33 protein-coding genes and 3 pseudogenes are annotated in these 24,016 nt (G+C 22.4%); 18 read left to right on the plus strand and 18 right to left on the minus strand.

Annotation, left to right across the window (positions count from 1 at the left end; genetic code table 4):
- Positions 1-41 precede the first annotated feature (41 nt).
- Both ACICQF_RS00245 and ACICQF_RS00250 read right to left on the minus strand, forming a co-directional pair.
- On the minus strand, positions 42-1,304 hold the full coding sequence (locus tag ACICQF_RS00245) for a rod shape-determining protein (protein ID WP_395473245.1): 1,263 nt from the start codon (positions 1,302-1,304) through the stop codon (positions 42-44).
- A 400-nt stretch (positions 1,305-1,704) separates the two neighbouring features.
- Entirely contained in the window at positions 1,705-2,403 is a 699-nt protein-coding gene (locus ACICQF_RS00250) for an IS30 family transposase (protein WP_395473246.1), read from the minus strand.
- A 682-nt stretch (positions 2,404-3,085) separates the two neighbouring features.
- On the opposite strand from ACICQF_RS00250, the gene ACICQF_RS00255 reads away from it, so the two are divergent.
- From ACICQF_RS00255 to ACICQF_RS00275, 5 genes are all read left to right on the plus strand, one after another.
- Positions 3,086-3,511, plus strand: a complete 426-nt coding sequence (locus ACICQF_RS00255) for a hypothetical protein (protein WP_395473247.1) — start codon at positions 3,086-3,088, stop codon at positions 3,509-3,511.
- 275 nt (positions 3,512-3,786) lie between these two features.
- A complete protein-coding gene (locus ACICQF_RS00260) occupies positions 3,787-4,068 on the plus strand; it encodes a hypothetical protein (RefSeq protein WP_395473248.1) in 282 nt (93 codons plus the stop codon).
- Between the two features lie 51 nt (positions 4,069-4,119).
- Positions 4,120-4,269: a hypothetical protein gene (locus tag ACICQF_RS00265; protein ID WP_395473249.1), complete on the plus strand. Its 150-nt coding sequence runs from the start codon at positions 4,120-4,122 to the stop codon at positions 4,267-4,269.
- Between the two features lie 125 nt (positions 4,270-4,394).
- Complete coding sequence (locus tag ACICQF_RS00270; protein WP_395473250.1) at positions 4,395-4,589, plus strand: hypothetical protein; 195 nt, start codon at positions 4,395-4,397, stop codon at positions 4,587-4,589.
- Positions 4,590-4,597: 8 nt separating this feature from the next.
- The gene (locus ACICQF_RS00275; RefSeq protein WP_395473677.1) at positions 4,598-4,714 is read left to right on the plus strand and encodes an AAA family ATPase; all 117 of its coding nucleotides are present in this window, start codon (positions 4,598-4,600) and stop codon (positions 4,712-4,714) included.
- On the opposite strand, the pseudogene ACICQF_RS00280 reads toward ACICQF_RS00275, so the two are convergent.
- The 5 genes and pseudogenes from ACICQF_RS00280 to ACICQF_RS00300 form a co-directional block, all read right to left on the minus strand.
- Positions 4,715-5,536: pseudogene (locus tag ACICQF_RS00280) on the minus strand (IS5 family transposase).
- Positions 5,537-5,646: 110 nt separating this feature from the next.
- Complete coding sequence (locus tag ACICQF_RS00285; protein WP_395473251.1) at positions 5,647-5,865, minus strand: hypothetical protein; 219 nt, start codon at positions 5,863-5,865, stop codon at positions 5,647-5,649.
- Complete coding sequence (locus ACICQF_RS00290) at positions 5,829-6,083, minus strand: hypothetical protein (protein WP_395473252.1); 255 nt, start codon at positions 6,081-6,083, stop codon at positions 5,829-5,831. Before ACICQF_RS00290 ends, ACICQF_RS00285 begins: the two co-directional genes overlap by 37 nt.
- A gap of 91 nt (positions 6,084-6,174) precedes the next feature.
- Positions 6,175-7,125 carry an IS30 family transposase gene (locus tag ACICQF_RS00295; protein ID WP_395473253.1) on the minus strand — a complete coding sequence of 317 codons (951 nt, stop codon included), beginning with the start codon at positions 7,123-7,125 and terminating at the stop codon, positions 6,175-6,177.
- A gap of 76 nt (positions 7,126-7,201) precedes the next feature.
- Positions 7,202-9,121 carry an ankyrin repeat domain-containing protein gene (locus tag ACICQF_RS00300; protein WP_395473254.1) on the minus strand — a complete coding sequence of 640 codons (1,920 nt, stop codon included), beginning with the start codon at positions 9,119-9,121 and terminating at the stop codon, positions 7,202-7,204.
- 150 nt (positions 9,122-9,271) lie between these two features.
- Here ACICQF_RS00300 and ACICQF_RS00305 point away from each other — a divergent pair.
- The 3 genes and pseudogenes from ACICQF_RS00305 to ACICQF_RS00315 form a co-directional block, all read left to right on the plus strand.
- A pseudogene (locus tag ACICQF_RS00305) lies at positions 9,272-9,409 on the plus strand (hypothetical protein); the annotation flags it as partial.
- A 536-nt stretch (positions 9,410-9,945) separates the two neighbouring features.
- Positions 9,946-10,488 carry an IS30 family transposase gene (locus tag ACICQF_RS00310; RefSeq protein WP_395473255.1) on the plus strand — a complete coding sequence of 181 codons (543 nt, stop codon included), beginning with the start codon at positions 9,946-9,948 and terminating at the stop codon, positions 10,486-10,488.
- Positions 10,489-10,500: 12 nt separating this feature from the next.
- Complete coding sequence (locus ACICQF_RS00315) at positions 10,501-10,920, plus strand: IS30 family transposase (protein ID WP_395473678.1); 420 nt, start codon at positions 10,501-10,503, stop codon at positions 10,918-10,920.
- Positions 10,921-11,060: 140 nt separating this feature from the next.
- Here ACICQF_RS00315 and ACICQF_RS00320 read toward each other — a convergent pair whose 3' ends face one another.
- The 4 genes from ACICQF_RS00320 to ACICQF_RS00335 all read right to left on the minus strand — a co-directional run bounded on the left by ACICQF_RS00320 (position 11,061) and on the right by ACICQF_RS00335 (position 13,676).
- On the minus strand, positions 11,061-11,267 hold the full coding sequence (locus ACICQF_RS00320) for a hypothetical protein (protein WP_395473256.1): 207 nt from the start codon (positions 11,265-11,267) through the stop codon (positions 11,061-11,063).
- Between the two features lie 2 nt (positions 11,268-11,269).
- Positions 11,270-11,446, minus strand: a complete 177-nt coding sequence (locus tag ACICQF_RS00325; protein ID WP_395473257.1) for a hypothetical protein — start codon at positions 11,444-11,446, stop codon at positions 11,270-11,272.
- 44 nt (positions 11,447-11,490) lie between these two features.
- The gene (locus ACICQF_RS00330; protein ID WP_395473258.1) at positions 11,491-12,612 is read right to left on the minus strand and encodes a hypothetical protein; all 1,122 of its coding nucleotides are present in this window, start codon (positions 12,610-12,612) and stop codon (positions 11,491-11,493) included.
- A gap of 698 nt (positions 12,613-13,310) precedes the next feature.
- A complete protein-coding gene (locus ACICQF_RS00335; protein ID WP_395473259.1) occupies positions 13,311-13,676 on the minus strand; it encodes a hypothetical protein in 366 nt (121 codons plus the stop codon).
- A 102-nt stretch (positions 13,677-13,778) separates the two neighbouring features.
- Between ACICQF_RS00335 and ACICQF_RS00340 the strand changes: the two genes are divergently transcribed.
- From ACICQF_RS00340 to ACICQF_RS00365, 6 genes are all read left to right on the plus strand, one after another.
- Entirely contained in the window at positions 13,779-15,023 is a 1,245-nt protein-coding gene (locus ACICQF_RS00340; protein WP_395473260.1) for a hypothetical protein, read from the plus strand.
- Positions 14,989-15,435 (plus strand): hypothetical protein, encoded by a 447-nt coding sequence (locus tag ACICQF_RS00345; RefSeq protein ID WP_395473261.1) that lies wholly within the window; start codon positions 14,989-14,991, stop codon positions 15,433-15,435. Before ACICQF_RS00340 ends, ACICQF_RS00345 begins: the two co-directional genes overlap by 35 nt.
- A 78-nt stretch (positions 15,436-15,513) precedes the next feature.
- Positions 15,514-15,768, plus strand: coding sequence for a hypothetical protein (locus ACICQF_RS00350; RefSeq protein WP_395473262.1), 255 nt, complete (start codon positions 15,514-15,516; stop codon positions 15,766-15,768).
- 5 nt (positions 15,769-15,773) lie between these two features.
- Complete coding sequence (locus tag ACICQF_RS00355) at positions 15,774-16,685, plus strand: hypothetical protein (RefSeq protein WP_395473263.1); 912 nt, start codon at positions 15,774-15,776, stop codon at positions 16,683-16,685.
- Between the two features lie 192 nt (positions 16,686-16,877).
- A complete protein-coding gene (locus ACICQF_RS00360) occupies positions 16,878-17,204 on the plus strand; it encodes a hypothetical protein (protein ID WP_395473264.1) in 327 nt (108 codons plus the stop codon).
- 3 nt (positions 17,205-17,207) lie between these two features.
- On the plus strand, positions 17,208-17,558 hold the full coding sequence (locus ACICQF_RS00365) for a hypothetical protein (RefSeq protein WP_395473116.1): 351 nt from the start codon (positions 17,208-17,210) through the stop codon (positions 17,556-17,558).
- A 21-nt stretch (positions 17,559-17,579) separates the two neighbouring features.
- On the opposite strand, the gene ACICQF_RS00370 is transcribed toward ACICQF_RS00365, so the two are convergent.
- On the minus strand, positions 17,580-17,717 hold the full coding sequence (locus tag ACICQF_RS00370; protein ID WP_395473265.1) for a hypothetical protein: 138 nt from the start codon (positions 17,715-17,717) through the stop codon (positions 17,580-17,582).
- 40 nt (positions 17,718-17,757) lie between these two features.
- Between ACICQF_RS00370 and ACICQF_RS00375 the strand changes: the two genes are divergently transcribed.
- The gene (locus ACICQF_RS00375; protein WP_395473266.1) at positions 17,758-18,456 is read left to right on the plus strand and encodes an IS30 family transposase; all 699 of its coding nucleotides are present in this window, start codon (positions 17,758-17,760) and stop codon (positions 18,454-18,456) included.
- A 335-nt stretch (positions 18,457-18,791) separates the two neighbouring features.
- Here ACICQF_RS00375 and ACICQF_RS00380 read toward each other — a convergent pair whose 3' ends face one another.
- Positions 18,792-18,995, minus strand: a complete 204-nt coding sequence (locus tag ACICQF_RS00380; RefSeq protein WP_395473267.1) for a hypothetical protein — start codon at positions 18,993-18,995, stop codon at positions 18,792-18,794.
- 145 nt (positions 18,996-19,140) lie between these two features.
- Positions 19,141-19,629: a hypothetical protein gene (locus ACICQF_RS00385; RefSeq protein WP_342257709.1), complete on the minus strand. Its 489-nt coding sequence runs from the start codon at positions 19,627-19,629 to the stop codon at positions 19,141-19,143.
- Between the two features lie 15 nt (positions 19,630-19,644).
- Between ACICQF_RS00385 and ACICQF_RS00390 the strand changes: the two genes are divergently transcribed.
- Positions 19,645-19,803: an integrase core domain-containing protein gene (locus ACICQF_RS00390; RefSeq protein WP_395473679.1), complete on the plus strand. Its 159-nt coding sequence runs from the start codon at positions 19,645-19,647 to the stop codon at positions 19,801-19,803.
- Between the two features lie 82 nt (positions 19,804-19,885).
- Here the strand turns inward: ACICQF_RS00390 and ACICQF_RS00395 are convergent.
- A pseudogene (locus tag ACICQF_RS00395) lies at positions 19,886-20,023 on the minus strand (hypothetical protein); the annotation flags it as partial.
- A gap of 150 nt (positions 20,024-20,173) precedes the next feature.
- On the opposite strand from ACICQF_RS00395, the gene ACICQF_RS00400 reads away from it, so the two are divergent.
- The gene (locus ACICQF_RS00400) at positions 20,174-21,970 is read left to right on the plus strand and encodes an ankyrin repeat domain-containing protein (RefSeq protein ID WP_395473268.1); all 1,797 of its coding nucleotides are present in this window, start codon (positions 20,174-20,176) and stop codon (positions 21,968-21,970) included.
- 226 nt (positions 21,971-22,196) lie between these two features.
- Here ACICQF_RS00400 and ACICQF_RS00405 read toward each other — a convergent pair whose 3' ends face one another.
- Both ACICQF_RS00405 and ACICQF_RS00410 read right to left on the minus strand, forming a co-directional pair.
- A complete protein-coding gene (locus ACICQF_RS00405; RefSeq protein WP_395473269.1) occupies positions 22,197-22,502 on the minus strand; it encodes a hypothetical protein in 306 nt (101 codons plus the stop codon).
- Positions 22,503-22,622: 120 nt separating this feature from the next.
- Entirely contained in the window at positions 22,623-22,745 is a 123-nt protein-coding gene (locus tag ACICQF_RS00410; RefSeq protein ID WP_395473270.1) for a hypothetical protein, read from the minus strand.
- Positions 22,746-22,785: 40 nt separating this feature from the next.
- Here ACICQF_RS00410 and ACICQF_RS00415 point away from each other — a divergent pair, with 40 nt between their 5' ends.
- The gene (locus ACICQF_RS00415) at positions 22,786-23,736 is read left to right on the plus strand and encodes an IS30 family transposase (RefSeq protein ID WP_395473271.1); all 951 of its coding nucleotides are present in this window, start codon (positions 22,786-22,788) and stop codon (positions 23,734-23,736) included.
- An 88-nt stretch (positions 23,737-23,824) separates the two neighbouring features.
- Here the strand turns inward: ACICQF_RS00415 and ACICQF_RS00420 are convergent, their stop codons facing one another.
- Entirely contained in the window at positions 23,825-24,004 is a 180-nt protein-coding gene (locus tag ACICQF_RS00420; protein ID WP_395473272.1) for a hypothetical protein, read from the minus strand.
- Positions 24,005-24,016: the final 12 nt, after the last annotated feature.

The following is a 24,016-nucleotide window of genomic DNA, read 5'->3' on the forward strand; positions in this document are numbered from 1 at the left end:
ATTATCCCTCCAAAAATTTTAATTTTAATATTTTTATCTTATTATTCTTCTTTTTTAAGAATTTCGCGGTTAGGATTTTGTTCGGCTATTATTTGTTTATAAATTGTATCACGATATTTTACACAACCATCAATAACGTTATCTAAAGGGTTTTTAGCAATACGTACTTCAAAGATATCTCCTTCATATTTTTGACGAATTAGTTTTGTATTTGATTTATTATATTTAACTTCAATGAAATATTCTTTAGATAATTCTTCTTTAATGAATTCATCTATTTTTTTAATGTAAGCCCCACCCCCGCAAATTGTAATACCTTTACCTTTCTTCTTTAAATCACTAACACTACCAGCAGCTTTTTCTCCAACAGTTCTTAAGACTGTACGAATGGACGGAATAACATGTTCTCTAAATTCAACTTTCATAACATTTTCGCGAATTTCTTCGGGTGTAATTTCAATAGTTTTAGAAATTGACATTGTTTCTCCGGGTTGGGAGTCCAATCTAGGTAATGAAATTCCCGAAATAGTATACGGTTTTTCATTTTGATATTTCATAAGTGAGCCAATATTTTTAAGAACATCTTCAGCTTCTTTTGTTCCGATTCTTATAGCATGTTTTTTAGCAATATAGTCTTTAATTTTTTGTGTTAAAAAATCTCCAGCACAATGTGTTGTATATGAATATAAAATTGAATCATTATTAATGACAGCAATATCAGTACTTCCTCCTCCAATATCAATACATATAATTGCTGTTCCAAAAATATCTTGTCCTGAACCTAAAGCTGCCATTTTAACTTCTTTTTGTACAAAACCACGAAGTGCTCCTAATTGATGAACAATATTTTCTAGAGCTTCTCTTTGTATTGTATTGATTTCACTTGGTGTAGCCATTAACACAATTAAATCACGATTTTTATCTATTTTTTCAAGTTCTTTAGAATTTTTTATAATATTATTATCAATTTGTTTTGAATTTTTAATTTCAAGTCTAAAATCTTGAAAAATTTTAGCAAGAATACGCTGTAAAGCATCGGGATCAGCAATATTACCATCACGAACTGGACGTTTAATAATAACATTTTCATTGCTTTTATCCATCAATGCTTTTGCTTCTTCACCATAAATAATTATATTTTTTTCATAATCTTCAGCTAAATATGTTGGTGCATCATATCTAAGACCAGTATTAATATATCTAGCTTTAAAATTTTCAGTTCCAATATCTAAAGCTAATCACTGATAATCATTTATAGATTTAAGCTTATTACTTTTTTTAATTTCTTTTATTCTTTTAAACATTTTCTTTACCTCATTTTTAAAAAATTTCAAACCCTAAATTTTCTTACTTATAATTTTATCAAATTTACTGAATAAATCTTTACTAATTATGGAATATGTCTAATAAAAGAAGAATTGCTAAATTGCTAAATTGTAAAGGTAAGTGCAACTAAATTATTTTTCTATCCAAATATTCGATTGGTGAAAGATAATTTAATATTTTTCTCGGTCTTTGGTTTAAAGACAATATAAATTTATGAACTTCATTTTTATTAGTTTTTGAAAAAATAAATTTTTTAGGAAATTTTTCTCTAATTAAACCATTAGTATTTTCATTAGTACCTCTTTGTCAAGGTGAATATGGATTGGCAAAATAAATTTTTACATCTAAATTTTTTTCAAGTGGTTGTCAATTTGAAAATTATTTGCCACGATCAAAAGTAATATTTTTAACAATGTTTTTAGGAAGAATTGATAAATAATAACTGACATTTTTATTAATAACTTTAGTAGTTCTGTTTTTAACTAATATTGCTAAAGTAAATCGTGATACTCTTTCAACTAAAGTTATTAAACATGATTTGCTTTTACCTCGTGATGATACTATAGTATCTCCTTCTCAATGACCAAGTGTTATACGATCATTAACATTTATATCTCATTCTTTAATTGATTTACCATTAAACTTGCCACGATTTTCTTTAGATTTTCGTTTTTTACCTTTTCTTCTTAAATTTTTACTAGTAACTTTATCAAGCATTCCAAAATAAATTCAAGTATAAATTGTTTTAAAACTAATAACTCACTCTTTATGAAAATTTTTAATTCTGCCATAAATTTGTTCAGGTGATCAACCTAATAGTAATTTTTGTTGTACATATTTTACTAAATTCTTATTTTTAAACTTATGAAAACTAATATGTGATTGTTTTCGATTTTCAGCTTTATTTTGTGCAATTAATGAAAAATAATGATTATTATCTTTATTTCTATTAATTTCTCGAATAATAGTACTAATACTTCGATTAATATTTTTAGCTATTTCACTAATTTTAAATTTAAATTTCAATTGATTCTCAATATAAATCCTTTCATCTATGCCAAGATGTTTATAACTCATATAAAAACTCCTTACTTTTTTCTAAACTAAATTTAGCATTATGAAATTTTTATATGAGAATTTTTTGCAATTTTATTTACTTGCACTTACAAGTATAATTCAGCTTATCAATAAAAATTAGGAGAAAATTATGCAATTAACAAGTGAAAATGACAAAATGAAAATGATTGTTGATATTGCTATTAATCCAATTTAGTAGTAATTACATTTTCATAATTTGTAAAACCAGTAAAATTATTTGCTAGTTGCGAGTTACCTTGTAAAATTGATTTAACATCAAAACCGGTTGCCATATCAACCATAATATAAATAACATTTTTTTATTTTTTGATAAGCTCATATTTTTTTCTATTTTAAGAAAGTCATTATATGGATAATTATAGTTGCAAACGATACTTGTTGTGATAATAACAATAATTGCAAAAATAAATTCAATTATAAATCATGGAATAAATACTAAACCTAAAAGTTTCTTCATAATTTCTCCTTTTTAGATATATGCCTTTATTTGGCTCATATTTGCTGTTTTTAGCGAATATGAGCTTTTTATAAGTATATGGTAAAAAATAATGAAATTACAAAATAAATTTTGTTAATAAACACATTTAAATTGTATTATTATTTTATAATGTTTGTTAGTATTTTATTAGCAAATTATTAAAAAGGAGTAAAATTAAAACTTATGAAAAATATAGAAAATTTATTAAATCAAACATTTGTATACGATACTATTCAAGACTTAGAAGAAAAAAATAAATATTTATTAGAAAAAATTGAAAATTTTAAAAAAAGTATCAAAAATCTTTTAAAAAATTGAAAAAAAGTAAATTATGATTTAGAAATGAAAAACAAATTAATTCAAGTCTTCGAAGAATTACAAAATTCATTATCATCTTTTAAAGATGATAATGATAATAAATATGAAGAATTAGAAAATTTAAAGCAAGAAAATCATCGACTAAGTCAAAATTTAATATTTAAAGAAAAAGAATTAGAAAATTTTGAAATTGATAATAAAAATTATGAAGAACAAATTATTGATTTAAATAAAACAAAACAAAATTTAGCTAAACAATTAAATAAAGTTATTCAAGAAAAAAATATTTAACAGATAAACTAGATTTATCACAACAACAGTTAGATACAATTACTAAGGCAAAACAAGATTTAACTGATGAAGTTCAATCTTTAAAAGAAACTAAAATAAGTAATGAAGAACAAATTATTGATTTAAATAAAACAAAACAAAATTTAGCTAAACAATTAAATAAAGTTATTCAAGAAAAAAAATATTTAACAGATAAACTAGATTTATCACAACAACAGTTAGATACAATTACTAAGGCAAAACAAGATTTAACTGATACACTAGAAGAATCACTTTTGATTAAAAATTCAGACTATTATCAAAAATTAAAATATATTTCAGAACCAATTATCATTTCAAAACATAAAGATAACAATTGAAATATTGAAACATTACCTAATATTAAAGATGAAAAAATAGAAAAAACAATATTATTAAATATTGAAGAAAATAAAATTTTAAATAATCTTATTGAACAAAAAAATAACATTACGATCATTTTTTGCAAAAAAACTAAAAAATTTGAAGAAGCTTTTTTCATTGATAAATATCAAAATAAAATAATCATCAATATTTAAAATGAACAGCAAAAAATCTTAGAAAAATTAAATTATAAATTAAGAACCGAAATGGCAAGTTCATTAACTCAAAGTGATATTAATAAAATCAATAATTTTTATAATCAAAAAGAACCAAAAAAATCACCTTGTTTAACTAAAGAAGAATTAAAAAAATATCAAAATCAAGGAGCGGTTCCTAAACACTATAAACTTGTTTAATATCTAAAAATTTTATGCTGAATTATACTTGTAATTCCAACTAAAAAATTATTTAGATTATAAATATTGAAATTAAATATTCAAATAAACGAAACAAAAATAAAACCAATGGAACAAGTTAAAAAATGGCTTCATTTTGGAAAAATAAACCTTATAAAGACAAACCATGAAATCAAAAATTACCAACAATGACATGTCCACCAAATTTAGTAGAAAAATTTAAAAATGAAGCCAAACAAAATCATTGAAAATATACAACTCTAATGACTATGATTTTAGAAAATTGATATGCACAAAAAAATGAAAGTGAGAGTGAATAGTTGTGAAAATGATTTCATTTGCTGTTAAAAAGGGTGGAGTTGGAAAAACAACACTTTGTAAAAATATTGCTTATAAACTTGCTTTAAAAAATAAAAAATTTTTATTAATTAGAGTTCTTTCATAACTAAATCAATTCTAAGTTATAAATTGAAGCTATTAAATTAAATCGTAAAGCAAATCTTTTTCTACGATTTCGATATTTTTCAGCAATAATTTTAAATTTTTTAAGACTAGCAAAGACATTTTCAATAACAATTCTCATTTTTGAAATTAACCTATTATTTTGTTTTTACTCTTTAGTTAAAGGATTTTTCTTTGATTTTCGTTTTGGCAATAAAACATTATTATGAATTTTTGCTAAACCTAGATAACCAGTATCAGCTACTAATAAGGAATTTTTTAAAAAATTAATTTTTGTTTCTTTAAACAAACAAAAATCATGTTTTTTACCAAATGAAAAATGTGTTGTCAGAATTTGTTTACTTTCTTTTTCAATTATGACTTGAGTTTTTATCTCTTATTTTATATTTTTTTCTGAATAGTACTGCTTTTGACTTTTTTTGGGCGTTGAATTGGGGTTTCAGTAACATCAATGATAAATGTTTTATCTTTAAAATGCTTTTTTATTAACTCTTCCAGAAAGTTGTTGGAAATCAGGGTGTTTTATTAAAATATCCTCAATTTATTTAATATTTCGATAACAACTTGGTTCGCTAATGCCAAAACTTTTTCCAATATGAAAATAAGTTCTGTATTCACGTCAATATTCTAATGTCATTAATAAACGATCTTCAATTAAAAGTTTATTTTTTCTACCACCATAATATTTTTGTTGATTTTCTGCTTCTTTTAAAATTTTTACTATTTTTTCAAATGTTTTATTTTTAACACCCGTTAAACGATAAAATTCTTTATAACTTATATCTTTAAATTCAATAAATTTCAAGTTAAACACCATTCTTTTTCCTTAACAAGTATATAGGGACTACGTCCCTCGCCACTACGTTGCTCACCCAAATTATAGTCCCAGTGAACCTACTGGGACTATAACTATTTTTATTTATCTTTATTTTTAGGTTTATCTTTTTTCTTTAAAATATTATCTAATTTATCTAAACCAGCAGACTTAATATCAGTATAAGTCATATCAATACTACTTGCTTCTTTAAGGTATTTTCTAGGTGACAATTCACTTTTAAGTTCATGCACATAATGTAAAGCACGTGAATTATACCTTTTTAACCAGTGTCTAGGAAAAAATAAAGTCATAGCCATTGCTTCACCACTATAACTTGGAGGCATAATGCCTTTTTAATCATTTTCTTTGTTCTACGTCGTGAAAACACTACTTTATTATAATCATCAATATTAGTATATAAATTAAGATTAAATATAACAACAAAGCCCAAAAAACGCATTCTTTTAACTTGCACAACATACTCTACTTTTTCTTTTGCTTGTACTGTTATTCTATTAGGATGTTGTTCAATCAAATACATAGTACCATTAAACATATGACCTATTAACTTACAAAATTGTCCTAAACTTTCTTGTTGATTTGCTAAATTGTAAAGGTAAGTGCAACTAAATTATTTTTCTATCCAAATATTCGATTGGTGAAAGATAATTTAATATTTTTCTCGGTCTTTGATTTAAAGACAATATAAATTTATGAACTTCATTTTTATTAGTTTTTGAAAAAATAAATTTTTTAGGAAATTTTTCTCTAATTAAACCATTAGTATTTTCATTAGTACCTCTTTGTCAAGGTCAATATGGATTGGCAAAATAAATTTTTACATCTAAATTTTTTTCAAGTTGTTGTCAATTTGAAAATTCTTTGCCACGATCAAAAGTAATAGTTTTAACAATGTTTTTAGGAAAAATTGATAAATAATAACTGACATTTTTATTAAAAACTTTAGTAGTTCTGTTTTTAACTAATATTGCTAAAGTAAATCGTGATACTCTTTCAACTAAAGTTATTAAACATGATTTGCTTTTACCTCGTGATGATACTATAGTATCTCCTTCCCAATGACCAAGTGTTATACGATCATTAACATTTATATCTCGTTCTTTAATTGATTTACCATTAAACTTGCCACGATTTTCTTTAGATTTTCGTTTTTTACCTTTTCTTCTTAAATTTTTACTAGTAACTTTATCAAGCATTCCAAAAGAAATTCAAGTATAAATTGTTTTAAAACTAATAACTCACTCTTTATGAAAATTTTTAATTCTGCCATAAATTTGTTCAGGTGATCAAACTAATAGTAATTTTTGTTGTACATATTTTACTAAATTCTTATTTTTAAACTTATGAAAACTAATATGTGATTGTTTTCGATTTTCAGCTTTATTTTGTGCAATTAATGAAAAATAATGATTATTATCTTTATTTCTATTAATTTCTCGAATAATAGTACTAATAATTCGATTAAGATTTTTAGCTATTTCACTAATTTTAAATTTAAATTTCAATTGATTCTCAATATAAATCCTTTCATCTATGCCAAGATGTTTATAACTCATATAAAAACTCCTTACTTTTTTCTAAACTAAATTTAGCATTATGAAATTTTTATATGAGAATTTTTTGCAATTTTATTTACTTGCACTTACAATTATAATTCAGCATTTGTGATGAACTTCGTTTATATCCGCTTGTTGAAGGTTGATTTTGCAAATCTATAGAATTTATTTCATTTTTTTCAAATATTAACTTAGGTAATTTTGAACTTGTTGAATTAATTAATTCGTTTTCAAAAAACTTTCTTTTGATATTTTTCATATCACTTGGGTTGTCAGAAACATATACAAAATTCAATTGTTTGAATAATAATTCACTTATTTCTCAACTAATATCATATTTTTTTAATACCACATCTAAAGGAATAAACCCTCCAACATCTTTAATATTTGGATCTGCACCATTTTCAAGTAATAATTTAACCATTTCAATATTATTTGTATATATAGAAAGATATAAGGTAGTAGCCAAATTTTCATCTTGTGCATTAATATCAGCACCATTTTCAATAAACAATTTTACTATTTCAATATTATTACATTCTACAGCTCAATGTAAAGGTGTACATCCATTTATATCTTTTAAATTTAAATCAGCATGATTTTCAAGTAATAATTTAACCATTTCAATATTATTACATTCTACAACTAAATGTAAAGGTGTACATCCATTTATATCTTTTAAATTTACATCAGCATGATTTTCAAGTAATAATTTAACCATTTCAATATTATTACATTCTACAACTAAATGTAAAGGTGTACATCCATCTACATCTTGTGCATCAATATCAGCATGATTTTCAAGTAATAATTTAACCATTTCAATATTATTATTTTTTACTGCAATTTGTAAAGGAGTATAACGACTTTTTTTATCTTCAATATTAGCATTAATTTTAAAATTTTCATTTAATCACCTAAATGACAATATGTCATTATATTTTGAAAAATAAATCAAAAGTATGTCAATATATTTTTTTTTATTAATATCATTAATATTATCATATTTTAATATTTCCTTAATAATTTCAATTCGATTATTATTAAATGCATAATCTAAGATTGTACAATTATTTTCATCTTGTGCATTAATATCAGCACCATTTTCAATAAGCAATTTTACTATTTCAATATCATTATCAGAATTTGCTACAGCAATTTGTAAAGGTGTACATCCATTTATATCTTTTAAATTTACATCAGCATCATGTTGAAGTAAATATTCAACTATTTCAAAATAACCATTATCTACTGCATAATGTAGAAGAAAAACTAAAGGTTCATTCTTATTATATTTTTCATTTTTTTCATTATTTTTTATCAAGCAATCATCGATATTTTTATGTTCAAAAAAATTTTTTAATTTTTGTTCTTTATTTCAAAGTATTGATTCATTTATATTTTGAATTTTATTTTTAAAATTATTGAAATGAAAATCATTTATTTCTTTTTTAATTGTTGCTTTTCCTTTAATAGAAATAGATAGTAAATCATTAGAATTGATTAATGATTCGTTAGTAACAAATTTACCATGAATTCCTTTTTCAAAATTAGTACCATCTCCACCTTTTCCATAATAAATTTTATTGATATCTAAATTTAAATTAGTTAAATTAATGGCATATAAAAATCATTTTTTATTGCTTGATTTATTTGAAAAAGAATGATTAAATCTATTAATTAATACATTATTTCCACTAATATCAATGCCTACTTCTTCTCACATTTCTTTTACAACTGTTGTATAATAATCCATACTCTCAAGTCCACCGGTAATAGTACTATACTGACTAATTTTAGATACTATTTCATGAGCTGGGTTTTTTTCTTTATGTATTTGCAAATAATAATATTGATTGTCTTTTAAAACATAGGGCAAAATGGCAACTCCTTGGTTGTTACATCAAGGTTCTTCAACATAGATAAAACCATTCTTTATTTTTACTCCAATAAATTTAGAATCAAACAATACTTTTTCGTTATTTATATTTAACATAATTTATTTTACTTCCTTTTAAAAATAGAAATCCGTAATGAATTATAAAATTTAATATAAAATTTTATAAATTGATTATACAATAAATTTTATTTTTGTTTAAATTTTCGGAAGTGAAAATATGTCAAATAAAATCAAAAGACCAATGAATGTGCTTATATGCTTTTTAGTAAAGAAAAGAGAGCAGAAATTATTCAACAAAAACCAGAACTTAAATCAAAAGTTGCAGAAATTGCAAAATTGATTGGTAATCATTGAAAAAATGCTTATTACGATACAATTATCTAGTTACCGGTGTGGTCTTGGACGATGGCGCTGGTAACGATTATATTTAATTTAAAGATTTGTAAGGTAGTACAAACATTTTGGACTATTTTCCATATAATAAAAGTTTATCAAAATAATCCATAGGAGTCATTAATCATAATGATTTATGTGGTTTAGAATTGTTATAATATTCTTGAAAAGAATTCACTAATTTTTGAAATAAACTAAAATCACTATTTAAATATGGTTTTATTTCAAATAAATTACTTCAATTTCTGTGAAATCTTTCAATCTTACCATTACTCTGTGGTGATCTAAACGGTGTAGTTTCATATTTATTGATAAAATTACAATTAGTGCTTTTTTACTTCCAATCGGTATTGGAAGTAAAATATTTTCATCATTATTTTCACCTATAACAAAAAAAATTGAATCATGAATTTCTAACAAAATGCTGAATTATACTTGTAAGTGCAAGTAAATAAAATTGCAAAAAATTCTCATATAAAAATTTCATAATGCTAAATTTAGTTTAGAAAAAAGTAAGGAGTTTTTATATGAGTTATAAACATCTTGGCATAGATGAAAGGATTTATATTGAGAATCAATTGAAATTTAAATTTAAAATTAGTGAAATAGCTAAAAATCTTAATCGAATTATTAGTACTATTATTCGAGAAATTAATAGAAATAAAGATAATAATCATTATTTTTCATTAATTGCACAAAATAAAGCTGAAAATCGAAAACAATCACATATTAGTTTTCATAAGTTTAAAAATAAGAATTTAGTAAAATATGTACAACAAAAATTACTATTAGGTTGATCACCTGAACAAATTTATGGCAGAATTAAAAATTTTCATAAAGAGTGAGTTATTAGTTTTAAAACAATTTATACTTGAATTTATTTTGGAATGCTTGATAAAGTTACTAGTAAAAATTTAAGAAGAAAAGGTAAAAAACTAAAATCTAAAGAAAATCGTGGCAAGTTTAATGGTAAATCAATTAAAGAACGAGATATAAATGTTAATGATCGTATAACACTTGGTCATTGAGAAGGAGATACTATAGTATCATCACGAGGTAAAAGCAAATAATGTTTAATAACTTTAGTTGAAAGAGTATCACGATTTACTTTAGCAATATTAGTTAAAAACAGAACTACTAAAGTTATTAATAAAAATGTCAGTTATTATTTATCAATTCTTCCTAAAAACATTGTTAAAACTATTACTTTTGATCGTGGCAAAGAATTTTCAAATTGACAACAACTTGAAAAAAATTTAGATGTAAAAATTTATTTTGCCAATCCATATTCACCTTGACAAAGAGGTACTAATGAAAATACTAATGGTTTAATTAGAGAAAAATTTCCTAAAAAATTTATTTTTTCAAAAACTAATAAAAATGAAGTTCATAAATTTATATTGTCTTTAAATCAAAGACCGAGAAAAATATTAAATTATCTTTCACCAATCGAATATTGGACGTATTTCAAATGTGGATATAATTTAATTTTCTTTAAATAAAAGATAAAATAAATTATTAATTGTTGCTATTATTATATATCTTTTCTATATTTTTTTCAACAAAATATATTTTTTATTTTTACTATTTTACAACAAAAATTCCTAACTACTTAGGTTTAGATTTATTAAATTTTATAAATTTAAACAAACACTTTTAATTTATTAATTCTTGCTTGTTTTAATTTTAATAAATTAAAAAATGCTTCTTTTGAATAAATTTTAGCATTATTATTAGATATAGATTTTATTAAATGATATACATCACTTGAACTATTTAAATCTTCTGGTTTTTGTGAATTTATAATAATATGTGATTTATTATTAAAAACTTCATAAATATAATTCATAATTACGCCTTAGTATAAGTTAATTTAACTATTCCAATATAATCAGTACCATTACCAGTCATAGTAGCAGATGTATCGGTAATAACATCATATTTTGCTTTAGTTGCAGCAAATCCAACATTACCAGCCTTTACTATTGCAGTATCCAATTCAGCATTAGTAGGTTTATCACCAGCCATAGTAATTTTTCCTAAATCTTTATAATAAATTACATTTTCTAAATCTAAAAGAAAATCATCATAATCAGTCTTTTTAAAAGTAGCATCAGTTTTTTTCTCAACTTTACTTCATTCTTTAGCACGTGCACTTTGAATTTCTTGTACAGTAGTACAGTAGGCATTTTAGACATAATAATATACATTAAATCTGGTCTAATAGCAGTAGGTGCTGAATATAAACATTTTCCTAATCATTTCATATTTCCAGTATTTGGGTCAAGAATTTGTCTAATTTTTTCAAATGAAATAGGCATACCTAACATATATCTATTAATCATTGCACCTAACATATCATTTAAAATATAATCTTTTTCTAAATGCATAGCAGTTAATGATTTTTGTTCTTCTGTACTATGAATAAAATCTTGTTCTAAAAAGAAACTTTCATATATTTCTACACCCATTACTGATGTTTTATACAATTTTCCAGTTTTTACAGTATCAGCAGCAATTTGTGAATAATTTAATAATGCAAATGCTTTTGTCATTTGTAATGTTCCATCAATTCCAAATACACCAGTAATATCTGATTTATTACCACCAACCATAATATCTGTAATTTTTTTAATTAATTGTTTATTATTTTTATAACCAATTTTATAAAATGCTTCTTTTGCAGTTTCTGGAGTTAAATTTAATAAATTAATAGGTAATACTAATGATTTAGCAATAGCATAATCTTTAATACCTTGTAAAAAACTTAATTCTAAATTATAAAATAAATTATCTGTCATACTTGAAACTCATCCACTAACCATAGATGCTGCAACCTCTGGTGTTGAACTTAAAAATCTTTCAATATCAAATTCGGTTACTTTTCAATCAATAACTAATATTTGGTCTAAAATAACACTAGTTGTTTTTACTGTTCCTACTTGTTTTTTAGTTCCAGTATTATCATCTCATATAGAAACTCATACTAATCGTGCTATTGCTCGATAAATAGCGATTCCTACACCAGTTAAATTACTAATTTGATTTGGTGTAATAGTTGTTCTTAAATATACTGATGTCATTTCATTAGTTAAAACACCACGTATTTGTGCTTCCATTACACTTAAAATTGCTTTTTCTGTTGAACTATTACCACCAGTAACTAAAGCCTTTGGTAAATCTGGTAAAGCCATTATTTTCTCTCCTTAATAAAAATTAAGCAGAAAATATTTAATTATTTAATTTATATTATTTATTACCACGTGCAACACTAATTAAAGTAGCTAATTCTCTTTGGTCAGTAATACCAGTAGTTTTTGCTTTTTCTTTAAGTTGATTAATTTTATTAGTATCTGCTATTTTGTCTAAATCAGAAATAATTTTTGGATTAAATATTTTAATTTCTTCTTGTTTTATTTCTGGTTTAATTTCATTATTATTAAATAATTCTGCATAATCTTCTTTTATTTTATTTAAAGCAGAATGTTTATCAAATTATTTATATTCACTATTCATTAATAATTTAGCAAGTTTTACTTGTTTATCATTAAAATTAGTAAATAATTCTTTTTCTTGATATTCATTTACTTTTATTTCATATTCTTTTAATTTAGTTTGATATTCATTTAATTTAGGTTCAATATCTTTTTTACTTTCAGCATATACTACATTTCTATGTTGTTTTAATAAATTTTTAACATCATCTAAACTATAATTCTATTTTTCATCAAAAGTAAAATCGCTCATACTTTTAATCTCCCTTTATTAATTTTTGATAATTAACTTGGTTAATAGGTCACTTTTATATATGTTATTTAACATATTCACTTTACTTAATTATATCATTTTTATCCTTTAAAATAAAGAAAAAATCTATATATAATATAGACCTTTAATCATTATTTTCTATTTTTCTTGGTTCACAAATATTAATAATTATATTACTTTGTATAGTATTATCTTCTTCATTAATATCAAATTCATTTGGATGAGATTTTAATCAATGTGTATAAATTAATTCTGGTTTTACTAATGCTTTTTCTAACATATGAGTTGAAATAATACTACGTGCTTTATCATAACTTTTTAAAAAATTACGTTGTCATGGATTGCTTCTGCGTCGGCAATCAAATATAAATTTTCTATCAATTCCAAGTTCATTATTTAATCCTTGTGGTGTTAATGTTTTATTTTTAGTTCTTAAATAATTACTAATTGTAACATCATAATTTCCTAATTCTTTTCTTTGTTTTGGCATATTATCACCTTTAAAATCATTATTATCATTAAGTATATTATAACATTTCCTAATGTATCTATATATAATCATTTGTAGTTTAAAGAAGGGATTAGTAATATTATGATTTTAATGTCCGAAAAACTTGATAATTATCAACATAAAATTAATCATGAAAAACAAATGTTATTAGATTACGATAATAAAATATTAAAATATGATAATGATTGATTTTTAAATCAATATGATAGAAGCAAATATAAAGTAATAAAACGTAGAAAATATTTAATAAAAAGCGAATTTGGAGTATCTTATTTACCATTAAGAACATATAAAAATAAATTAACAAATGAAATTATAAATCCAACAAGAACATATATTGATATTGATAAATATAAAAATTATACAAATTGAGTTAATAAATTAATAATTTATGAAGCAGATTTAAATAATATTACATATCCTATAATTAAACATAATTTAAAAATTGATATATCTTTATCAACTATTTGTAGAAGAGTAAAGAAAACAACTATATTTGTACAAGATTTACCACAAGAAAAAAGGCAAATATTACCTACTGATTTTATTTATATTCAATCAGATGAATCATATAATAATTTAATTGATAATAAGAAAAAAAGAAAATTTAGACATCGAACAGTAAGTATTAGTTTAGGTTTTGATTTAGAAAAATCTACTGATAACAGACATGTTTTAGAAAATAAATATATTTATGTTTTATCAACTAGAAAAGGTCAAAGAATTAGTAAAAAAGAATTTGCTAAATCAATAATAACTAATTTAGATAATCTTTTTATTGGTTATAATAATAGAAATTTAAAATTAACTGGTGATGGTGCAACTTATCTTAAATCTACTGCTAATTATTTAAAAATTGATTATGCTGTAGATAAATGACATCCATTACAAAAATTAAAACAAGTATTTATTGTAGGAAAAGGTAAAAGAACAAAAGAAAATAATAAAAAATTAAATTACGCTTATTATGAATTATTTTCAAATGGTTGTTATTATAAATTATTAGATTATTTAAAAGAAAATAATGCTGATGAAAAAATATATGAATATTTTAAAAATAATAAAGAAGGAATTAGAAATCAAAATGCTATTTGAAATATTGGTTGTAGTGCTGAAAAAGATATATTAGCAATATTACTTTATGAATATCCTAATTTAAATCCAAATTATGTTATTGTATCAAATCCACATGAAAGTTTTGCTGTTTGTGTTGGAGATAATATTCATTACAAAGGTAAAATACTTATTCAAATTAAAAAAGTTACTAAATTATTAAAAGGAGAAAATAAACATGCCACAACATGCTGAGACTACACAATTGAGTAATTATACTTTATTAAAATTAATAAGAACTGGATTATCACCATTATCAGCAATGATAGGTACAAGTGCTTATTATCGCCAATTAATAGGTAATCCTATTTTAGGAAGTATAAATGCTTTATTTTTTTCAAAAAAATTAGGGATTGATATTTGAAATTTAAATCAAATGCCAAATACTAAAACTAAATTATTAAATAGTTCTAAAAAAATATTACTAGGATTAGGAACAATAGGTTTAGTTAATTATGCTAAATTTACTAATAATATAAATCCTATAGAACCAACAACTACACCTATTCCTATAACTACTACTAGTACAACTACAGTTAATCCTTTTCCAGATTTATTATTAAATACTACTAATATTGATAATAATCATTTAATGGATTGAGATACTTATATATCTTTAAATTAATATGGTATTGCCAATTTACTTGCTGGTATTACTGAATTAATACCTAGCAAGTTTGAAAATATACGTAAAATAGCAAATATGGCTACTGGTGGATGTTTGATTTCAAGTGGTGTTGCAATGGGTATTAATAATGATTTTATGAATGCTTATGCAGTTCCGACTATTGTTGCTGGTGCATCTGAAATTATTCATAATTTATTACCTATGGAAACAAATCATAATAGTGAAGAAATGCAAGAAACAACATTTACTAGCGAAAATAGAAGATTAATTAATGATGTTTTAGAGAGAACACAACCAATATATAGAGCAACTGTATATAACGGTTTGTAAGCCATATGAACCCTTTAATTATTGAATGAATATACTATGCTTTAGCAACTAATGATATTAAATTAGCATTAATAAATGTTTTAAAACAATATTATAAAAATCAATCATTAAAAGCAGTATTTGATAGTGAAAATGTTAATGAAAATGAAATACATCAACCTTATTCATTTTTAAATCCAAATATACTTAAAAAATTAATAAGTATATTAAAACCAAATGAATTAAGTATACTTCAACATGAAATTAATAAATTTAAAAAGCCAGTAAATAGTTTAAAAAAATCTATTATGCCAACAGAAATTAGAACAGTTAAAAATTATGTAAATAAATTTAATAATTTATTTAAAGAAAATGAAGAAGAAATATCAAATAATGCATGAGAAGTATTATCAAGTTCATGATTTAAAAAAGGTAGATTTACTGTTGACAATAAAAATTTAAAAATTGGAACATTAACAACATTATTTCAAAGTGATAATGATAAAAGAAAAATATGATATGGTCCTTATACTTATCCAGCATTTCCACAAGAAATATGAATATTAATGACACAAGCAAAAGGTAAAAATGGTACTGGTGCTGGAACTATATTTTGAAAATTTTGAAATAGAAAATGATTACCAAGTCAATTAAGAAAATATGTTAAAAGTGAATTAGCAAAAAAAGGTAAATATTATGGTTCACAAGATACAAATGTAATTTATCCAAATAATATTAATGTACAAAAAACTATGAATTTTATTAATAGATTAGAAAAAGGTTTTTTTAAATTAAAAGAATATAAAACTTTATCTAAAAATGAAATAGGAAGTAATCAATGAAGATATGAAAGAAAACAATTATTAAAAAATTCTTTACATACAAATAAATATATAAAAATTAAACAAAATTCTAATTTTTATAAAACATGAAAGTAGGTGATAATTATTATTGAATTAGATAAACCAATTAAACCAATTGGTATATGAAATACTATTAATCCATTAAGTAAAGATAATAAATAATATAAAAGATTAAATAAGATTTGATTTAATAAAAATAGTACTCATATTGATAAAATTAAAATTTTAATATCAAATATTTTAAAAATAACAAGTCATAGTCTTGTTATGTTAATAACATTATTTTTTACAATAACACCATGATTAATACCTAAAATACCAATAGAAATGGGAATAGGTAGTTATAATAATCAATATAATTTTACTTGACCTGACCATTTAATATTAACTTTATTTCCTATGTTTGGTCATATTGGACTAAATTTAGTAACTAAATTAGGTAATTATGGAAAATTGATTAAATATGTATTAATAAAAATACCAATTATTATTACAAGTCCATATTTAATATATCAATATAAAAATATTAAAAAACATAAAAAAGAATGTCAATTATGTAAACAACATTCAAATAAAATTCAATTGGAGGAATAAAAAATGAATTTATCTACAACAGTAATTTCATCAGTATTAAGTGGAGCAGTTGCTAGTGGAGTAATTGTTACTATTGTTTTATTATTTTTATCAAAAATTATTAAAAAAACAAAACAATCAAATTTAGCAAAAGAATTAAAAAATAATAAAGAATTAGAATTTATTAAAGCAAATATTAAACAAATAAATTCTCAATTACAATTAGAAACTACATCAGTTGCAAAATTACTTGATAGTTTTAATAATGATGAAGAAAAAGATGAAGTATTTAAAAATACTATTATTAGTCAAAGAGCATCTAGAAAAGAATTAACTGAAAAAGATAAGAAAAAAGCAACTAAAGTTAAAATTTAAAGGGTTTAAATACCCTTTATTTTACATTAAGGAGTAAATTATTATAGCTATTAAAGACCCATTAATGTTTATTACAATTGAAGAATTTAAAAATTGCTGAATTATACTTGTAAGTGCAAGTAAATAAAATTGCAAAAAATTCTCATATAAAAATTTCATAATGCTAAATTTAGTTTAGAAAAAAGTAAGGAGTTTTTATATGAGTTATAAACATCTTGGCATAGATGAAAGGATTTATATTGAGAATCAATTGAAATTTAAATTTAAAATTAGTGAAATAGCTAAAAATCTTAATCGAAGTATTAGTACTATTATTCGAGAAATTAATAGAAATAAAGATAATAATCATTATTTTTCATTAATTGCACAAAATAAAGCTGAAAATCGAAAACAATCACATATTAGTTTTCATAAGTTTAAAAATAAGAATTTAGTAAAATATGTACAACAAAAATTACTATTAGGTTGATCACCTGAACAAATTTATGGCAGAATTAAAAATTTTCATAAAGAGTGAGTTATTAGTTTTAAAACAATTTATACTTGAATTTATTTTGGAATGCTTGATAAAGTTACTAGTAAAAATTTAAGAAGAAAAGGTAAAAAACGAAAATCTAAAGAAAATCGTGGCAAGTTTAATGGTAAATCAATTAAAGAACGAGATATAAATGTTAATGATCGTATAACACTTGGTCATTGAGAAGGAGATACTATAGTATCATCACGAGGTAAAAGCAAATCATGTTTAATAACTTTAGTTGAAAGAGTATCACGATTTACTTTAGCAATATTAGTTAAAAACAGAACTACTAAAGTTATTAATAAAAATGTCAGTTATTATTTATCAATTCTTCCTAAAAACATTGTTAAAACTATTACTTTTGATCGTGGCAAATAATTTTCAAATTGACAACAACTTGAAAAAAATTTAGATGTAAAAATTTATTTTGCCAATCCATATTCACCTTGACAAAGAGGTACTAATGAAAATACTAATGGTTTAATTAGAGAAAAATTTCCTAAAAAATTTATTTTTTCAAAAACTAATAAAAATGAAGTTCATAAATTTATATTGTCTTTAAATCAAAGACCGAGAAAAATATTAAATTATCTTTCACCAATCGAATATTTGGATAGAAAAATAATTTAGTTGCACTTACCTTTACAATTTAGCATAAATATTAAAAATTTTAAAATAAAAATTTAGTTATTACAATAGTCATGTATTAAAATTTACATTTTTTGTGATTTACTACTAGAACTTTGTCCTTTGCTTGTTGAAGCTTCGCTATTTACTTTTGATTTTTCTTTTTCAAATCCAAGAGCATTAGCAACTCTTTCTCGTCTTTCACGTTCGTTTTTTTCTCCTCAAACTTTATTTGTTTCATCAACTCTTTTGTTTCACTTGTCTTTATCTGCTTGGCTTCATTTTTCCATATTATAAAATTCCTCTCAATTTTTTTGAATATTTTTTTCTATCCTTAAAATATCCAAGAAAAATTATATATTTTTAAAACGAAAAATGTGTAAAAAATAATAAAAAATCGCTATTTTTTGAAAATAGCGATTAGAACTTTATTGTTTATGTTAATAAACATTTTACTTTATTTCAGTTATGATTTGAACTTATTGAAGATTGTGGACCTTGATTATTTACTGTATTTTTTATATCTGAATCAAAATCACTGACGTTTAATGGTTCAATATTTGAACTATTATTTATGGTTTTATTATTTAAGAGTTCATTTATAGTTTTATCTTTTCTATTGTCTAATTCTTGTTTTAAAATATCATATTGAGTTTGTAATTTAGTTTTTAGTTTATCACTTATTAAATTTTTAATTATTGAATCACGTTCTTTTTTGTTTTTTTCTTTAAGTTCTTCATTTTTATATATTTTGTTAGAAATTCATGATTCAACTTTTTTTGTTATAGGTGAAAATAATGATGAAAATATTTTACTTCCAATACCGATTGTAACTAAAAAAGCACTAATTGTAATTTTATCAATAAATATGAAACTACACCGTTTAGATCACCACAGAGTAATGGTAAGATTGAAAGATTTCACAGAAATGGAAGTAATTTATTTGAAATAAAACCATATTTAAATAGTGATTTTAGTTTATTTCAAAAATTAGTGAATTCTTTTCAAGAATATTATAACAATTCTAAACCACATAAATCATTAGGATTAATGACTCCTATGGATTATTTTGATAAACTTTTATTATATGGAAAATAGTCCAAAATGTTTGTACTACCTTACAAATCTTTAAATTAAATATAATCGTTACCAGCGCCATCGTCCAAGACCACACCGGTAACTAGATAATTGTATCGTAATAAGCATTTTTTCAATGATTACCAATCAATTTTGCAATTTCTGCAACTTTTGATTTAAGTTCTGGTTTTTGTTGAATAATTTCTGCTCTCTTTTCTTTACTAAAAAGCATATAAGCACATTCATTGGTCTTTTGATTTTATTTGACATATTTTCACTTCCGAAAATTTAAACAAAAATAAAATTTATTGTATAATCAATTTATAAAATTTTATATTAAATTTTATAATTCATTACGGATTTCTATTTTTAAAAGGAAGTAAAATAAATTATGTTAAATATAAATAACGAAAAAGTATTGTTTGATTCTAAATTTATTGGAGTAAAAATAAAGAATGGTTTTATCTATGTTGAAGAACCTTGATGTAACAACCAAGGAGTTGCCATTTTGCCCTATGTTTTAAAAGACAATCAATATTATTATTTGCAAATACATAAAGAAAAAAACCCAGCTCATGAAATAGTATCTAAAATTAGTCAGTATAGTACTATTACCGGTGGACTTGAGAGTATGGATTATTATACAACAGTTGTAAAAGAAATGTGAGAAGAAGTAGGCATTGATATTAGTGGAAATAATGTATTAATTAATAGATTTAATCATTCTTTTTCAAATAAATCAAGCAATAAAAAATGATTTTTATATGCCATTAATTTAACTAATTTAAATTTAGATATCAATAAAATTTATTATGGAAAAGGTGGAGATGGTACTAATTTTGAAAAAGGAATTCATGGTAAATTTGTTACTAACGAATCATTAATCAATTCTAATGATTTACTATCTATTTCTATTAAAGGAAAAGCAACAATTAAAAAAGAAATAAATGATTTTCATTTCAATAATTTTAAAAATAAAATTCAAAATATAAATGAATCAATACTTTGAAATAAAGAACAAAAATTAAAAAATTTTTTTGAACATAAAAATATCGATGATTGCTTGATAAAAAATAATGAAAAAAATGAAAAATATAATAAGAATGAACCTTTAGTTTTTCTTCTACATTATGCAGTAGATAATGGTTATTTTGAAATAGTTGAATATTTACTTCAACATGATGCTGATGTAAATTTAAAAGATATAAATGGATGTACACCTTTACAAATTGCTGTAGCAAATTCTGATAATGATATTGAAATAGTAAAATTGCTTATTGAAAATGGTGCTGATATTAATGTACAAGATGAAAATAATTGTACAATCTTAGATTATGCATTTAATAATAATCGAATTGAAATTATTAAGGAAATATTAAAATATGATAATATTAATGATATTAATAAAAAAATATATATTGACATACTTTTGATTTATTTTTCAAAATATAATGACATATTGTCATTTAGGTGATTAAATGAAAATTTTAAAATTAATGCTAATATTGAAGATAAAAAAAGTCGTTATACTCCTTTACAAATTGCAGTAAAAAATAATAATATTGAAATGGTTAAATTATTACTTGAAAATCATGCTGATATTGATGCACAAGATGTAGATGGATGTACACCTTTACATTTAGTTGTAGAATGTAATAATATTGAAATGGTTAAATTATTACTTGAAAATCATGCTGATGTAAATTTAAAAGATATAAATGGATGTACACCTTTACATTGAGCTGTAGAATGTAATAATATTGAAATGGTTAAATTATTACTTGAAAATGGTGCTGATATTAATGCACAAGATGAAAATTTGGCTACTACCTTATATCTTTCTATATATACAAATAATATTGAAATGGTTAAATTATTACTTGAAAATGGTGCAGATCCAAATATTAAAGATGTTGGAGGGTTTATTCCTTTAGATGTGGTATTAAAAAAATATGATATTAGTTGAGAAATAAGTGAATTATTATTCAAACAATTGAATTTTGTATATGTTTCTGACAACCCAAGTGATATGAAAAATATCAAAAGAAAGTTTTTTGAAAACGAATTAATTAATTCAACAAGTTCAAAATTACCTAAGTTAATATTTGAAAAAAATGAAATCAATTCTATAGATTTGCAAAATCAACCTTCAACAAGCGGATATAAACGAAGTTCATCACAAATGTAAAAAAAAGATAAGATATTGCAAGTATAATATCTTATCTTTTTAAAATCAATTTTTAAGACTCCTAATTAGGTCATATACAAACGATTTAAAAATTTATATGTTTTTTATAAGTATTCAAAAAATAAACAAGCCTAATTAGGCTTTTTTTAAGTAAATTTAAGATACTTATTTTTGAGTTTCACTTTCATATATTTTTTCATAAGACTTATTCCATAATTAATTAAATTTATCCATGATTACGATTTTTTAACTTTAAATCTTGCACTAATTTCTTTTTCAGTTGTTGAATTTCTGTTTCTAATTTTTGTATTTTTGTTTCTAATTCTTTGTTATTAATTTCTAAATTTTTAATTTTTACATATGGATTTTGTTCTAAAGTAAAACTAACAAATTTAGAAATTAATTCTTGTTGTTCAAACGAAGAAAGTTCATAAACGTTGTTTGTTGAATAATTAACTCATTTATCTTTTAAATCAATTGTATTTACTCTTTCTATTCCAGTAGAATAAAAGTATGTTTTAGTTTTACTCAAATTAATTGTTAAAGGTTTTTCTTTTGTAACTAAATCTTTTTTACTAGTGCCACATCAAATTCATGATTTTTTAAATTTATACTTTAATAAGATTGCAGGTCTACCATGTTCATGGTCTAATTAATTAGAACGATGTAATTTGTATAAACCAATATTTTTATAAAATATTTTTTTCATTTGCTGAATTATACTTGTAAGTGCAAGTAAATAAAATTGCAAAAAATTCTCATATAAAAATTTCATAATGCTAAATTTAGTTTAGAAAAAAGTAAGGAGTTTTTATATGAGTTATAAACATCTTGGCATAGATGAAAGGATTTATATTGAGAATCAATTGAAATTTAAATTTAAAATTAGTGAAATAGCTAAAAATCTTAATCGAAGTATTAGTACTATTATTCGAGAAATTAATAGAAATAAAGATAATAATCATTATTTTTCATTAATTGCACAAAATAAAGCTGAAAATCGAAAACAATCACATATTAGTTTTCATAAGTTTAAAAATAAGAATTTAGTAAAATATGTACAACAAAAATTACTATTAGGTTGATCACCTGAACAAATTTATGACAGAATTAAAAATTTTCATAAAGAGTGAGTTATTAGTTTTAAAACAATTTATACTTGAATTTATTTTGGAATGCTTGATAAAGTTACTAGTAAAAATTTAAGAAGAAAAGGTAAAAAACGAAAATCTAAAGAAAATCGTGGCAAGTTTAATGGTAAATCAATTAAAGAACGAGATATAAATGTTAATGATCGTATAACACTTGGTCATTGAGAAGGAGATACTATAGTATCATCACGAGGTAAAAGCAAATCATGTTTAATAACTTTAGTTGAAAGAGTATCACGATTTACTTTAGCAATATTAGTTAAAAACAGAACTACTAAAGTTATTAATAAAAATGTCAGTTATTATTTATCAATTCTTCCTAAAAACATTGTTAAAACTATTACTTTTGATCGTGGCAAAGAATTTTCAAATTGACAACAACTTGAAAAAAATTTAGATGTAAAAATTTATTTTGCCAATCCATATTCACCTTGACAAAGAGGTACTAATGAAAATACTAATGGTTTAATTAGAGAAAAATTTCCTAAAAAATTTATTTTTTCAAAAACTAATAAAAATGAAGTTCATAAATTTATATTGTCTTTAAATCAAAGACCGAGAAAAATATTAAATTATCTTTCACCAATCGAATATTTGGATAGAAAAATAATTTAGTTGCACTTACCTTTACAATTTAGCTAATATTTTTGCAATTAATTTTTAATATAATTAATTTGAAAATTCACTTAACCAAATATAAAAATTATCCGCGATTACGATTTTTCAACTTTAATGATTGCATACAAATATGTTTTTTAAGTTCCTGATTTTCTTTTTTTAACTGTTTAATTTTTGCAAAATTTAATTTTTGACCAAGAATTTCTATATATTCTTTTTCAGCAATATTTTGAAAAAACTTATTTGTTTTATTAAGTACTATCAATTTATTATTTTT

The organism is Spiroplasma endosymbiont of Nomada rufipes, from assembly GCF_964277355.1.
In the GTDB taxonomy this organism is placed as follows: domain Bacteria; phylum Bacillota_I; class Bacilli_A; order Mycoplasmatales; family VBWQ01; genus Spiroplasma_E.